The sequence below is a fragment of the Pontixanthobacter aestiaquae genome, from assembly GCF_009827455.1.
GTDB classification, from domain to species: domain Bacteria; phylum Pseudomonadota; class Alphaproteobacteria; order Sphingomonadales; family Sphingomonadaceae; genus Pontixanthobacter; species Pontixanthobacter aestiaquae.
The window spans coordinates 733,341-748,253 of sequence record NZ_WTYZ01000001.1 but is presented as its reverse complement, the minus strand read 5'-3'; the positions used below and the strand labels follow the sequence as shown (position 1 = coordinate 748,253).

Sequence of the window (14,913 nt, the reverse complement as noted above, 5' to 3'; positions counted from 1 at the left end):
CTCATTTCTCGACCGTCACCTCATAGGCATCGCGCAGCAGCTGATAGGCATCCTGCTTGCGCCGTTCGAGCGTAGCCAGCCGCCAATCATTCTCGACACGGTCCCGGATGTCTTCAAACGCAGGCACAGTGCCAACTGCCCGATCACGCAAACGCACAAGATGCCAGCCAAACCCCGATGCCACCGGCCCCGACCATTCGCCTGTGTCTTCGATGGTTTGCAACGCCTCGAAGAATGCAATCCCGAATTGCTTCTCCACCGCTTGGGAGGACACGCCTTCGCGTGTGGCAGGCAAATCAATCACCTGCCCGAGCCCGCTCCAATCGCCGTCATCGCGCACCCGCTCCAGCGCCGCTGCGGCATCGCTCTTCCCGGCAAAATAGAGCTGGTCGAAACTGTATGTCGTATCGTCGGCAAAGCGCTGCGGATGTGCCTCCAGCCAGTCGCGCAATGTCTGGTCCGAAGGCTGCGCGGTCTCGGCAATGCTGGACGCGAGGAAGTCCATCTTGTTGGCCAGACGTTTGCGCACCACCGCATCGTCGCGGTCGAGCCCGAGCCGCAATGCCTCGCGGTAGAGAATTTCCTCACGCAGCCATGTTTCAGTCAGCGTATCCAGCTCAGCATCGGTCGGCGGACGCTGCATGGTCCGTTCCCAGGTGAGCGCAATCCGCGCACGGTCTTCCTGCGAAATCGCAATCGTCCGGCTTGCTGGATCGACCGGCTCGCCTTTCCACGCGAAGAACAGGAAAAGCGCAATTCCGAGAAGCAGAAAATGGACGAGCGGCTCACGCGTCCAGCCGGGCAATGTCATCGAACTATCACGGGGCCGCTGGCGCCGGTCCGATCCAGATCGGCGATGTATAGGCGCGTTCCTGCGCAACGGCGTATTTCTGCGCCTCTTCGCTCAACTCGATCCCGAACCGCACCGCGTCGAACAGCGTCCAGCGCGGCGTCGGGATTTCCAGCACACGGACGTAATAGAACGCATTTTGCCCCGCGCGATATTCCGGATCGGTCCACACCGTTTGTAGCTGAGGGGCGCCGATATCGTTGGTGTAAGTCGCCTCTTCGCGGTTCACCGTATTGCCCACAGCAGGCAGTTTACCGCCAACGCTACGGCGGGTGTCCATGTCCGACCACACAACGTCGAATACTTTCTCACGCGTGGTTCCGTCAGCCGTGATCCAGCCTTTCACGATCTGTACACGGTCAAGATGCGCGCCATCGGGATCTTTAAGCGCGGATACGATGAATTGCGGGGCCTTGCCTTCATCGGACAATTCGCCGCCCATCGGCACCCCGCCTTTATAAGCGTCGGCGACCCAATCACCGGCGAAATCCGTCTCGCCCAAATCGAATCCGCCGAAGAACCGCACCGTCATGCGCGGGCCAGTGGTGGCATAGACTTCACGCCGCATCATCGCGTCGAAAATTTCTGCGCGCGTGTTCGCTTTGGCCCACACCGCAGCATAGCCGCCGGCCAGATAGTTCCAACCGAACCGGCCCACGCGGGTGCCCAGATTCTGCTCGGCATTGGCGCGTTCGCCATTGGGCTCATTGCCGGTATGCTTGCCGAAGAAATTGTCCTCGTCGCCCGTCGCCAAAGTCGTGTGGCTGTCGGTCGAACCGATCATTCCGAACTTGTACGGATTGGCACCGGTCTGCTGTTCGATCGACAGGCCGCGCTTCAATGCCTCGCGCAGATATTCGCCGGCCAGCTGATCGTCTTCTTTGAAAGCTGTCAGCGAGAGATTACCGATTTCCCAGCCCACATCACCAAAGCCTGCAAATTCATCATTAGGCGAAAGAAACGGATGCGATTCGCTGTCGCCCTTGATCTGCGTCGCCTCGACCACCGGTTCGCGCAATGCGCGGCGGCGGGCTGTCTCCGCCGTCATCGGTCCGCCATCAGCCTGGGTCAGTTCGAACATCAATCCATTGGACAGGTTCGAATTGTGCGGGATCGCCAGCACTTTGCCGCCGGTGCTTTGCTCATACGCATCCATATGGTCGAACAATGCCGTGATATTTCCATCGAGCGCGGGGGCTGGAAGGATTTGCGAAGTCCGGTCGTAGCCGTCGCGATACATCACCACCCGGTGAAGATTATTTCCGCCCGGCATCAGCGTCCACTCATATCCCGCCAGCGGCGTGAATTTGCCCGGCTCGTAATATTTGTCGAGCGTGGCGAGATGTGCCTGCCAGATATTGCGCGTGTTCTCGGCCTGGTTTTCAGGATCGCGCAAAGCATCGGGCAAAGTGCCATTGGAGGCCGCAGTGATCAGTTCGGCAATGGCCAGCTGCGACTGCTCGGGCGATTCTTGCATCATATCGTGCCAGCGCAGCAGCGTGTCATCCTGGATCATGAAGCGCGGCGCATCATACAGCCGCCGTGTTGCGCCCAGCCCGTCGCTGTGATCGGCGATCACCAGGAAATCGAGCGGCCGCGCGAGCTGCGCTTCCATGCCCATCGTCGCGGTGACTTTCTCGCCGCGCGCGAATTTCAGCGCCGCATCGGGCCCAAGGCGCGTACCGAAACCAAATGCATCGATTGAATTGTCGGTGTGGAGGTGCGTATCGCCCCATAGAACTTGCTGCGGATAGTCGGCGATCGTGACGGCCGCTTCTGCTTCGGCAACATCCTCGGCCTTGGCAACCGGATCATGGCGGATGAACAGCCACCAGATCGCGGCAGCGAGAACCGCCACCAACACGACAATGCCGAGAATCTTTTTCATAACACCCCTCCTGCGCCGCGATTGGCTCGCGGTCTAATCAGTTGCAGAATGCCACATATTATCGGGCGGTCAAGTTATGGGGCGGTCACGCGGCTGCCTTCTTGAGCAAAGCCGAACGGCTGCAGCGCACCACAATTTCATCACGCTGGTTCAGCAATTCGTGCGTGAAAGTGACGATCCCGGCGTTGGGACGCGATTTTGACTCTTTCAGCGCGGTGACTTCGCTCGTCGCGCGCAAAGTATCGCCAATGAAAACCGGTTTGGGCATGACCAGCTTGTCATAACCGAGATTGGCGACCAGCGTCCCCAGCGTGGTGTCGCCGACCGACAGGCCGACCATCAGCGAGAATGTGAAAGTCCCGTTCACCAATATCTGGCCAAATTCGGACTCTTTCGCAGCTTCCATATCCAGATGCAGCGGCTGCGGATTATGCGTCATGGTCGAAAACAGGAGATTGTCGGTTTCGGTTACAGTCCGGCGAATCTCGTGCTCTATCCGGTCGCCCATTTGCCACTCGTCGAAATGCCGCCCTGCCATATAATTATTCCTCTCTCCGGTGCGGCGCGGACCATGCGCATGCAAGCACTTGATTGCAACTGTAACTAAGTCCATCCCGCGCGAATTGTACATCTATGGATTGAGTCGCCCATGACACACCCCGCTCCGCTTGATCGTTCCAACCTTCGTCTCGCATACCGGCAGGAAGAAAATGCCTGCATCGCCGAACGGATGAAGCAGGCCGGACCTGCATCCAAACTGCATGATATGGCGGCAGACACTGCGGTCGAACTGATCGAAGGCGCGCGCCGCCGCAAGGCCAGCGGGATCGATGCGTTCCTGCAGCAATTCGGGCTCGATACTGAGGAAGGCATTGCGCTGATGTGCCTCGCCGAAGCTCTGTTGCGCGTGCCAGATATCGCCACGGCAGACCTGCTGATCCGCGACAAGATCGGCGATATCGACTGGGGCGAGCATCTGGGTGAAAGCTCTTCCACTTTCGTCAACGCGGCGACGTTTTCGCTTATGCTCACCGGCGAAGTGCTGGAACGCCCGGACGAGCAGCAGCAGGGTATGAAAACCACGCTGAAACGGACCGTTGGCCGTCTTGGCGAGCCGGTGATCCGCAAGGCCACATTGCAGGCGATGCGTATTCTGGGCGGTCAATTCGTGTTTGGCCGGTCGATCAAGGAAGCGCTCAAACGCGCTGCACCGGAACGCAGGCAAGGGCTGACGCATAGCTTCGACATGCTCGGCGAAGCGGCGATGACCTACAAGGACGCCGAGCGGTATCGCGTCGCGTATGAGGATGCGATCGAGCGGCTTTCCGGAGAGACCGACGGGCAGATCGGTACATCGCCGGGTATCTCGGTCAAACTGTCGGCGCTGCATCCGAAATACTTTTTCACCCATGCCGGGGAAGTCACCGCTGCACTGGTACCGATCCTTAAAGCGCTCGCGATCAAAGCGCGCGATGCGAATATGCATTTCACTATCGATGCGGAGGAGGCAGAACGGCTCGAAATATCGATGGACATCATCGAAACGCTGGCCGCCGATGACCAGATCTTCGTCAAGAGCGACGGTACCCGTTGGGGCGGTTTCGGCCTTGCAATCCAGGCCTACCAGAAACGCGCCGCGCCGCTGTGCGACTGGGTCGTCAAGCTGGCACGGCGGCATGACCGGCGCCTGATGGTGCGCCTCGTCAAAGGCGCCTATTGGGATACCGAAATCAAGGTGTCGCAAGTCGGCGGATACACCGATTATCCGGTCTTCACGCGCAAGATCGCGACCGATGTCTCCTACCTCGCTTGCGCATCCAAGCTGATCGATGCGGGCGATGCGATCTATCCGGCTTTTGCAACGCATAACGCCTACACCGTCGGCGCGATCAAGGCCTTGGTCGCTGACTCGCGCCACGATACCGATTTCGAGTTCCAGCGCCTGCACGGGATGGGCGAGGATATTTTCGAAGAGCTGGCGAAACTGGAGGGTAAGCAGCGGACGCCAGTGCGGATCTATGCGCCGGTCGGAAGCCACAAGGATCTGCTCGCCTATCTGGTCCGCCGCCTGCTGGAGAACGGGGCGAACTCGTCTTTCGTCAACCGGATGGCCGACGCAGAGGTTCCAGCCGCTGAACTCGCGACCGATCCGGTGACGGACATCGCGGCGCTCGAGCCCAAGCGCAATCCATCAATCCCGCTGCCCACCGATATCTTCCCGGGGCGGGTGAACAGTGCCGGGGTAGATCTGTCCGATCCGCTGGTGCGCGAACCGCTGATGCAGCGGATTGCCGCTCTGGAGGAAAAGCACTGGCATGCAGAACCGACATTCTGCTCGGAAGACCCCGGTTTCGAAGCCGAGATTGCGCCGATCAACAAGCCGCAGGATTTGACCAGCGAAGTCGGCACGCGGCGCGACAGCCTGCCTGAAGAAATCGAGCTGGCGATTGCAAAAGCAAACGCGATACAACCGGGCTGGAATGCGCTGGGCGGCGAGAAACGCGCAGTACTGCTCGAAGCGGCTGCCGACGCTTTCGAGGCGCATACCGACGAGTTCCTGTCGCTGTGCCAGCGCGAAGCGGGCAAGACGCTGCTCGATGCCGTGTTGGAATTGCGCGAGGCCGTGGACTTCCTGCGCTATTACGCATCGGAAGCGCGGCATCTGTGTTCGGAGCCCTTCTTGCTCCCCGGCCCGACCGGGGAGGAGAACCGCCTCAGCCTCGCAGGCCGCGGCGTGTTTGCCACCATCAGCCCGTGGAACTTCCCGCTGGCAATCTTTATCGGCCCCGCGGCTGCAGCGCTGGCTGCGGGCAATACGGTGGTCGCCAAGCCAGCCGAGCAAACCCCGCTCATCGCGGCATTGGCAGTGAAGCTTTGCCATGACGCAGGCATCCCCGAAGAGGTTTTCCAACTGCTCCCCGGGGCGGGCGATGTGGGCGCGCTGATTACCAGCGACCCGCGCCTGGCAGGCGTGGCCTTCACCGGATCGACCGACACCGCCCGCGCGATCAACCGCACGCTGGCCGCGCGCGACGGGCCTATCGCGACATTCATTGCCGAAACCGGCGGGCAGAATGCGATGATCGTCGATTCCTCGGCATTGCCCGAACAAGTCACACGCGATGTCGTGGCCAGCGCCTTCCAAAGCGCGGGCCAGCGCTGCTCGGCCTTGCGAATGCTCTATTTGCAAGACGACATTTACGACGAGACGCTCGAAATGATCCACGGCGCATTCGAAGCGCTGCATATCGGTGACCCCGTCAATCTAGCGACCGATGTCGGCCCGGTCATCGACCCCGACGCCAAAGCTGCACTCGAACGCCATATTGCCCGCCGCAAGAAAGCAGGGCGCAAAGTCTGGCGGCGCAAACTGCCGAAAGGCACTGGCGCGGGCTGCTTTGTCGCGCCGACAATAATCGAACTGGATTCGATCCTTGATCTCAAGCGCGAGAACTTCGGGCCGGTGCTGCATGTGGCGCGCTTCAAGGGCGAAGATCTCGGCGCGGTTGTCGATGACATCAACACAACCGGTTTTGGCCTGACGCTCGGGCTACACAGCCGTATCGAAGAGACCCGCCGGTTCGTCGAGGCGCGGGCCCGCGTCGGCAATTTCTACGTCAATCGTAACCAGATCGGTGCAGTCGTGGAAAGCCAGCCCTTTGGCGGCGAAGGTCTTTCGGGCACAGGCCCCAAAGCCGGAGGGCCGCATTATGTCGCGCGCTTCGCCACCGAACGCGTGGTCTGCATCGACACGACGGCAGCGGGCGGTAATGCGAGTTTGCTGGCGAGTTAAGATCGTCTCCTCCCCCTTGAGGGGGAGGTTGGGTGGGGGTGTACGGCGCGGGTAACCAATGTCGAACACCCACCCCTTCCCCTCCCTCCAGGGAGGGGTGAAACTTTAGTAGAGGTTCAGTCCACTCTTTGTTAAACGCGTCGCATGCTCCGACTGAACGCTGCGCTCCGCCTACTGTCACTGACACTCGCCATGATCCTGTCAGGCTGGTCGCTGCCCGCCGCCGCCGAAGTCAAAATGGCGTTTCACAGCTTCAACGGATCCTATTTTTTCGGGCGTTATCCGCATACCTTCGTGCGTCTCACCGGAACGATGAAGGACGGGACAAAGGTCGACGAGAATTACGGCTTCACCGCGAAGAAAGTATCGACCGCCATCCTGCGCGGGCCGGTGGAGCATGACATTCTGATCGAAAAAGACAAATATATCAGAAAGACCAATGTGCATTTCACTGTGACGCTGAGCGATGCGCAAGTGGCCAAAGTGCGCGCAACGATGCGCAGTTGGCGCGATGCTCCGGGCAAATTTTACGATCTGGAAAAGCGCAATTGCCTCCATTTCGTCGGCGCGATGGCGCAAATCGCCGGCATCACAGTCGACTATCCCAAGAAAATGCTGCGCAAGCCGAAAAAGTGGCTCAATTATATCGGCGAGAAGAACCCGCATCTGGGCGCGAAGAAGGTAAAGTGACGCGCTCGGCCCCTCCTCTTTAGAGGAGGGGCAGCGAGACTTAGGAGCTTGCTCCTTAGTCGCAGCGGGGTGGTGCGAGGTCCAGAACGACGCTGCCGCGTCGCCACCACCCCTTGACCCCTCCTCTAAAGAGGAGGGGGATAAGATAGCGCGCAACCTTGCCCACATCGCTTAGCTCGGGAATCACAGATCCATGGCGATTCTCAGCGACAAATGGATACGGTCCGCAGCGCAAGAAAAGGGCATGATTGAGCCCTTCGTGGAGGCGCAGCGGCGCGACGGCTGCATTTCCTACGGCCTCAGCTCTTTCGGCTATGACGCGCGGGTCGCGCCCGAGTTTAAAATCTTCACCAATGTCGACAGCACGATTGTCGATCCCAAGGAGTTCGACCCGAAAAACTTCGTCGACCGCGAAACCGATGTCTGCATCATCCCGCCCAACAGCTTCGCACTGGCACGCACGGTCGAATATTTCCGCATTCCCGAAGACGTGCTGGTCATCTGCCTTGGCAAAAGCACCTATGCGCGCTGCGGGATCATCGTGAATGTCACCCCGCTGGAGCCAGGCTGGGAAGGCCATGTGACGCTGGAATTTTCCAACACAACACCATTGCCCGCAAAGATCTACGCCAATGAAGGCGCGTGCCAGTTCCTGTTCCTGAAGGGGAACGAACGGCCGGAGGTGACCTATGCCGACCGCGCGGGAAAATATATGGGCCAGAAGGGCGTGACGCTGCCGAAGCTTTGATTGGGAAGTTCTTCGGCAGAGCTAGTCTGATTGCGCACGCCTAACAAATCTTTTCAATTCTCAGTCGGCCTTTACCTTTATCGACGAAATTGTGGTCGTCAAAGTGACAATGCGCTCCTGAAAAATCTTTGGTCACGCAATCTAGGATTTGCCGACAGAGATGCACGGCAGCTGGTTCGTTCAAACGAACCACGAATTCCTGTCCGTCTGGGATAAACTCAGCGAGTGTCTCCTGACTTTCTTGAGCTTGCCTTTCTTCAAGAGCGAAAAGCTCTTCACGGATGTTCGTCAATGATGGTGTCATTCGTCGAGAATAAGCAAAGCATGCAATGCTCACAATGTCTGCGCCCACCAGCCAGCTACCAATCATCATTTTCCTACACGTCGCCGACCTGCTAAATCGAGCCGCCATTCGTAATTCGGCAAAGTTGGAAGAGGTGTGGATCATGCATCTTTATTGTCACTGGGCGCAAGCGTCCAAACCGCCCCCGAGGCACTACACACCCAAGTCAATGTCGTTCTTGACGAAAAGTAAATATATAACAAAGATATAGGACCCATTCGCGAAAGCGACACACTGTCGCCTTTGTCGCTCATGTGTCGCCTGCGTCCAGCCATATCATCGATCAGTCGCCCCGGCCCCCGAGACAGGGTGACGAAAGTGGATGACGGAATTTCAATTGAGCCAGCGAAGTTACGCTTTTCGTCACAAGGCGGCAGTTTCTTCCACAAAGCGACACTTTTCGGCGCAAGGTGACAGGAAATCGCAGGAACAGTGTCACATGTGTCAACACCTGGGCCGCTCGGTGCACCCTCTGCCAATGTCCCGCCATGCCGTAACGGCTTTGACTCGCGCCGCGTCACGGCGCATCACGGCGCGCAAAGGAGAGTTCAATGAGTAAAGAGAACAGAGAGTTCGATATCGTCGTCTATGGCGCGACCGGCTATACCGGACGCCTTGTCGCCGAATATCTGGTCCAGCATTACGGGGACCGCAAAGATGCGCCGAAATGGGCGATGGCGGGCCGCAACCAGTCGAAGCTTGAAGATGTCCGCGATCTGATCGGCGCGCCCAAGGATACGCCGCTGATCGTGGCCGATGCTTCCGATCCCGACAGCCTGACCGACATGGTTCAAAAGACCAAAGTCGTTCTGACCACCGTCGGTCCGTACCAGCTTTACGGTAACGAGCTGGTCGAAGCCTGCGCCCGCGAAGGCACGGATTACACCGATCTGTGCGGCGAGCCCGGCTGGATGCGCGAGATGATCGACAAGCATGAAGACCTCGCCAAAGCGAGCGGCGCGCGGATCTGTTTCTCGAGCGGTTTCGATTCGATCCCGTTCGATCTCGGCGTGCTGATGCTCCAGAACGAAGCCAAGGCGAAGTTCGGCAAACCTGCGCCGCGCGTCAAAGGCCGCGTTCGCGCCATGGCCGGAACCTTCAGCGGCGGCACCGCAGCCAGCCTGACCGCGACGATGAAAAGCATCGCCAAAAATCCCAAGCTGATCCCGATCCTGCAAAGCTCTTTCGGGCTGACCCCGGGCTTCGAAGGCCCTTCGCAGCCTTCGGGTCTGATCCCCGAATATGACAAGGATCTGGGCAAATGGGCCGCGCCGTTTATTATGGCAGCGATCAACACCAAGAACGTCCACCGGACCAACTTCCTCCTTGGCCACCCCTATGGCGAGGATTTCAAATATGACGAAATGATGCTGACCAGCGCGGGCGAAATGGGCGAGAAGGCCGCCAAAGCTGCTGCGGAAATGCTCAAGAACCCGTTCGGCGCGAAACCGCCCAAACCGGGCGAAGGACCGACCAAGGAAGAACGCGAAAACGGTTTCTACGACGTGTTGTTCATCGGTGAAATGCCCGATGGCGAAACCATCCATTACGGCGTCAAAGGCAAGTATGATCCGGGCTATGGATCGACCAGCCGGATGATTACGGAAACCGCAATTGGCCTGCTCGAGAGCGACGCGGATGGCGGAATTGGAACACCCGGGTCATTCCTCGGCGAAGCACTGGTCAAGCGGCTCGAAGAGAATGCCGAACTGACTTTCGCAGTCGAGTAAGAGCGCCAGCATATAAGCAAAGGGGCGCCGCGGTCATGACCGAAGCGCCCCTTTGTATTGGTATCCGGCCCGCCTTAGAAACTGGAGCGCAAACTCACTTTGAAATTGCGCCCCGTCAGCGGAACGAACTCCTTGGTGAAGCTCGAATGACGACGGCCTTCGACATCAAAGATGTTTTCCGCTTGCAGCATCAAAGTGATGTTGCCGATATTCTTGAGCGGTCGCCATGCGATCGATGCATTGACGAAAGTGAAGCTGTCCGTTGCAGTCTCAAACGGTGCAACACTGTCTTGACCGTCGAACCATTGCACTTCACCGCGGATATCAAAATCGTCCATCTCGGCTTCCAGCGCACCGAGGAAGTTGAGCGCCGGAATGCGCGGCAGCGGTGTGCCATCGGTCAGTTCGGCATCGATATAATCGCCGCGCAGTTCCGCACGCAAAGACAGCGGTTCGGTATCGATCAGATTATAGCGTATCTCGCCTTCGATCCCGAAATAGTTGGCATCGGCCTGAACATACTGGAAAACCGGCAGATCGTCTTCCTCCTGACCGGTGGCAAAAAGCGAGATGTAGTCATCAAACCAGTTCTGGAAGACCGCGAAGCTGATACTGGCCGGACCGACATTGCCGCGAACAAACGCCTCTACGCCCCACGCTTTCTCGGTGGTGAGATTGACGTCGCCAATTTCGAAAGCCTGCGTTGCAATATGCGGACCATTGGAGAACAGCTCTTCAGCGGCTGGAGCACGTTCAGCGCGCGATCCGGTCACACCAAAGCGCAAGCCATCGGCGGTTTCATAGGCCAGCGAAATTGCGCCGGAAAAAGCATCAAAATCGCGGTCGATGCCGAGCGTTTGCGAACCGACATCGGTGGTTTCGTAACGCAAAGCCCCTTCGAGCTGCAGATTTCCGAAGTCGACCTCTTGAAGGCCAAAGATTGCGAATTGATCGGTCCGGTTTGGCGCGACAAACGCCTCCGCACCGATCGCTTCAAAATCGCGCGTGTAATACTGGATACCAAACGAACCGCGCCAATTGTCAGTCGGATTCTGGATCAAGTCGGCCCGCGCTTCGATACCCGATACATTGAAAACAGTACCAACTTCGGCACCTTCAAACTCGGTGTGGGTATAATCACTGAAACCGACACGCGTGTTCAATTCAGAGAAAAAGCCGTTTCCAAGATCGAGCTTACCGCGCAAATCGGCACGGATCTGGCGAAGGTCGATCGTGACGACTTCTTCGCCCTCTTCCTCTTCTTCACCATCCTCTTCGCCTTCTTCGCCGTGGTGATGGCCGCCGTCGGGGTTGCTGGGGATGCCATAGACCGTGTCATATATACCAATGGCCGCGCCAAGACTGCTTTCGCCTTCGAAGAACGCGAAGCCCAGATCAGCGCTCCATGTTTCGGTCGCGCTATTGGGCAGGATACCGCTGATATTTGCAGCTTCGCGCAGCTCCTCGGCCTCTTCCAACTCGCCTTCATCTTCCTCTTCGGCAGCGTCGGCAAACAGATCGGCGCGCAAGTCATCCGAAGCAGCAAAGCCGGGGATTTCGATATCATCCGTATTACGGTAGGAACCGTTCACATGGACGACAAACCGGTCGCTAAGCGGAACATCAAGCGATGCGCCGCCTTCGAGCAGCCCGGTCGCGGTGTCGGCCGACATAATCGTGTCGAGATGGAACGCTTCATCGGGCACTCGCAGCGGAATGCGCTTATCGATCACGTTGACCGCACCGCCGATTGCCTGACTTCCGTACAAAATAACCGCTGGGCCGCGCAGAACTTCAATACGTTCTGCGGTCAGGGGATCAATCGTAACCGCATGATCGTCGGATGTGTTGGACGCATCAATTGCGCCGATACCATCATTCAGAACCTTCACGCGTTCGCCGGAAAAGCCGCGCAGCACGGGGCGCGACGCGCCCGGCGAGAAGCCCGTGGCCGATACGCCGGGAAGCTTGGCAAGAACATTGCCAAGCTGGCCGTCCAGATTGCGCTGCAACTCTGCACCCTCAATCACCGACGTGCCCGCAAGGACATCAAGCTGGGTCAGTCCAATGGCAGTCACGACAATCTCGCCGTCGGGCGAAATACGGCGATCGTGCAAATCGTCATCGACGCGTTCAGCGTCCGTCGCTGCGGTTCCGCTCGCTTGATCCTGCGCATAGGCAGGTACCAGCGGCAAGCCAGCCAGCAGAGCAAAGGAAGAAACGCCAATAATTGCGGGGCGAGTGGAGGTTCGAATCACAGTGCAGCCTTTTTACGTTACAACATTACATTGCGAACTAGACGAAACCTTGCCGGATGCAACCGGGTAATCCGACGAACTGCATTTTTTCTTCGGCGAGCGGGTTCCGGGCGACCGTGCAATTCGCAGCTTGTCCCACTCAGCCGAGAATGCCAGGTAGATTCAAACCCTTCTCGCGGGCGCAATCTATGGCGTCATCATAGCCCGCATCTGCATGGCGCATCACCCCGGTGGCAGGGTCATTCCATAGTACACGGCCAAGCCTGCGGGCGGCATCATCCGTACCATCGGCCACAACAACCATGCCGCTATGCTGCGAGAAGCCCATGCCCACACCGCCGCCGTGGTGCAGGCTCACCCATGTCGCACCTGATGCTGTGTTGAGCAGTGCATTCAGGAGCGGCCAATCAGACACCGCGCTCGATCCGTCTTTCATCGCTTCAGTCTCGCGATTGGGGCTGGCGACCGAGCCGCTGTCCAGATGATCGCGGCCGATCACCACTGGCGCGCTCAATTCACCGCTTGCGACCATTTCATTGAACGCCAGACCAAGCCGGTGCCGGTCCCCCAGCCCGACCCAGCAAATCCGCGCGGGCAGACCCTGAAACGCAATCCGCTCGCGCGCCATATCGAGCCAGCGATGCAAATGCGCATCGTCGGGCATCAGTTCTTTCACCTTCTGGTCGGTCTTGTAGATATCCTCCGGATCGCCCGACAAAGCCGCCCAGCGGAACGGCCCTACGCCTCGGCAAAATAGCGGGCGGATATAGGCCGGCACAAAGCCGGGAAAGTCGAACGCATTCTCCAATCCTTCATCAAGCGCAACCTGCCGGATGTTGTTGCCGTAATCGAGCGTCGGCACGCCCGCATTCCAGAAATCGAGCATCGCCTGGACTTGTATTTTCATCGCCGCGCAGGCAGCTTTCTCGACAGCCTTGGGGTCGCTTTCGCGCTTCTCCAGCCACTCGCCCATCGTCCAACCCAGCGGCAGATAGCCGTTGACGGGATCATGCGCGGACGTCTGGTCGGTCACGATATCAGGGCGTACGCCTCGCTTCACCAGTTCAGGGAAAATCTCCGCTGCATTGCCGCAAAGACCGACCGATTTGGCCTCGCCCGCAGAAGTCCATTTCTCGATCAGCGCGAGCGCTTCGTCGAGCGTGTCGGCCTTCTCGTCGAGATACCGCGTCCGCAACCTGAAATCGATGCTTTCGGGATTGCACTCGACCGCGAGACAACAAGCACCCGCCATAACAGCCGCGAGTGGTTGCGCTCCGCCCATACCGCCAAGACCGCCGGTCAGAATCCATTTGCCAGTGAGGTTTCCGTCATAATGCTGGCGCCCGGCCTCGACAAACGTCTCATAGGTTCCCTGCACGATGCCCTGTGTGCCGATGTAAATCCAGGAACCGGCGGTCATCTGACCGTACATCATCAGACCCTTTTTATCGAGCTCGTTGAAGTGGTCCCAATTCGCCCAATGGGGGACGATATTGGAGTTGGCGATCAACACGCGCGGCGCGTCTTTATGCGTTTGAAATACGCCCACCGGCTTGCCCGATTGCACCAGCAATGTCTGATCCTCGGTCAGCGTCTTCAGCGTTTCGGCGATCCGGTCGAAATCACCCCAGGTGCGCGCGGCGCGGCCGATCCCGCCATACACGACCAGCTCGTCAGGGTTTTCCGCCACGTCACGGTCGAGGTTATTATGCAGCATCCGGAACGGCGCTTCGGTCGTCCAGCTGAGGCAGTTGAGGTCGCTGCCCGTGGGGCTTTTGATATCGCGGCGATTGGGCAGGGTCCGGGTCACAATTTCTCTCCAAGGGAACGTGTTTTTGCTATATCGGAAATGGCGTTCAGGGCAGCGCGTAGAACATCGCGCAGGGCCTCTGCCTTTTCGGGCGCGTAAGCAAAAGGCGGGGTTTCGCTGGCCAGATAGTTGCGCTGGGCCAATTCCATCTGGATCGCATGCAAGCCGTCCTGTGGCCGTCCATAGTGCCGCGTCGTCCAACCGCCTTTAAAGCGGCCATTGATGATGGTGGTGTAGGTGCTCGCAGTCTCACAGCATTCCGCAACCACTCGAGTGATCGCGGCATTACAGCTCTGACCGCCATTATCGCCGATATTGAAATCGGGCAGCCGGTCGTCGAACAAATGCGGGATTTGCGAGCGGATCGAATGGCAATCATACAAGACCGCAAAGCCGTGAACGGCTTTCACGCGCTCAATCTCCGCCTGCATCGCTGCGTGATAGGGCCCGTGAAAACTATCCAGCCGACGTCCAATCTCGGCCGCATCGGGCTCAACCTCCCAGATCGGATCGCCATCGAAACTTGTGGTCGGGATAAGACCGGTTGTGTTCTGGCCCGGATACAGGCTGGCCCCCGATGGATCACGATTGGCATCGATCACATAGCGGCTGAAATTCGCGCGGACGATGGTCGCGCCTTCTAGTAGACCGTCATAAAGCTGCGGCACATGCCAATCGGTGTCGCGCAGCTCCTTGCCTAGCGGATTGAGCTTGCGCTCGATCTTGGGCGGTACAAAAGTGCCGGAATGCGGTTGCCCCAAGATGATCGGTGACGCGCCGCGAATGGTGGTTACGGGTTCCAT

Annotated in this window: 11 protein-coding genes; 4 read left to right on the top strand and 7 right to left on the bottom strand. The window is 58.6% G+C overall.

Annotation, left to right across the window (positions count from 1 at the left end):
- Position 1: 1 nt before the first annotated feature.
- The 3 genes from GRI35_RS03440 to GRI35_RS03430 form a co-directional block, all read right to left on the bottom strand.
- Positions 2-811 (bottom strand): peptidyl-prolyl cis-trans isomerase, encoded by an 810-nt coding sequence (locus GRI35_RS03440; protein ID WP_160612886.1) that lies wholly within the window; start codon positions 809-811, stop codon positions 2-4.
- Between the two features lie 7 nt (positions 812-818).
- The gene (locus tag GRI35_RS03435; protein ID WP_160612885.1) at positions 819-2,738 is read right to left on the bottom strand and encodes a DUF3604 domain-containing protein; all 1,920 of its coding nucleotides are present in this window, start codon (positions 2,736-2,738) and stop codon (positions 819-821) included.
- An 85-nt stretch (positions 2,739-2,823) separates the two neighbouring features.
- Entirely contained in the window at positions 2,824-3,276 is a 453-nt protein-coding gene (locus GRI35_RS03430) for a MaoC family dehydratase (RefSeq protein ID WP_160612884.1), read from the bottom strand.
- Between the two features lie 111 nt (positions 3,277-3,387).
- Between GRI35_RS03430 and putA the strand changes: the two genes are divergently transcribed.
- The 3 genes from putA to dcd all read left to right on the top strand — a co-directional run bounded on the left by putA (position 3,388) and on the right by dcd (position 7,969).
- Positions 3,388-6,531, top strand: a complete 3,144-nt coding sequence (gene putA / locus GRI35_RS03425; protein WP_160612883.1) for a bifunctional proline dehydrogenase/L-glutamate gamma-semialdehyde dehydrogenase PutA — start codon at positions 3,388-3,390, stop codon at positions 6,529-6,531.
- Between the two features lie 144 nt (positions 6,532-6,675).
- On the top strand, positions 6,676-7,221 hold the full coding sequence (locus tag GRI35_RS03420) for a hypothetical protein (protein WP_235900121.1): 546 nt from the start codon (positions 6,676-6,678) through the stop codon (positions 7,219-7,221).
- 193 nt (positions 7,222-7,414) lie between these two features.
- Positions 7,415-7,969, top strand: coding sequence for a dCTP deaminase (dcd, locus tag GRI35_RS03415; RefSeq protein WP_160612882.1), 555 nt, complete (start codon positions 7,415-7,417; stop codon positions 7,967-7,969).
- Between the two features lie 40 nt (positions 7,970-8,009).
- Here the strand turns inward: dcd and GRI35_RS03410 are convergent, their stop codons facing one another.
- Positions 8,010-8,342 (bottom strand): hypothetical protein, encoded by a 333-nt coding sequence (locus tag GRI35_RS03410; RefSeq protein WP_160612881.1) that lies wholly within the window; start codon positions 8,340-8,342, stop codon positions 8,010-8,012.
- Positions 8,343-8,863: 521 nt separating this feature from the next.
- On the opposite strand from GRI35_RS03410, the gene GRI35_RS03405 reads away from it, so the two are divergent.
- Entirely contained in the window at positions 8,864-10,042 is a 1,179-nt protein-coding gene (locus tag GRI35_RS03405) for a saccharopine dehydrogenase family protein (protein WP_160612880.1), read from the top strand.
- Between the two features lie 74 nt (positions 10,043-10,116).
- Here the strand turns inward: GRI35_RS03405 and GRI35_RS03400 are convergent, their stop codons facing one another.
- The 3 genes from GRI35_RS03400 to hutG all read right to left on the bottom strand — a co-directional run bounded on the left by GRI35_RS03400 (position 10,117) and on the right by hutG (position 14,913).
- Positions 10,117-12,300 carry a TonB-dependent receptor gene (locus GRI35_RS03400; RefSeq protein WP_160612879.1) on the bottom strand — a complete coding sequence of 728 codons (2,184 nt, stop codon included), beginning with the start codon at positions 12,298-12,300 and terminating at the stop codon, positions 10,117-10,119.
- Positions 12,301-12,439: 139 nt separating this feature from the next.
- Positions 12,440-14,110, bottom strand: a complete 1,671-nt coding sequence (gene hutU / locus GRI35_RS03395; RefSeq protein ID WP_160612878.1) for a urocanate hydratase — start codon at positions 14,108-14,110, stop codon at positions 12,440-12,442.
- A complete protein-coding gene (hutG, locus tag GRI35_RS03390) occupies positions 14,107-14,913 on the bottom strand; it encodes an N-formylglutamate deformylase (RefSeq protein ID WP_160612877.1) in 807 nt (268 codons plus the stop codon). Before hutG ends, hutU begins: the two co-directional genes overlap by 4 nt.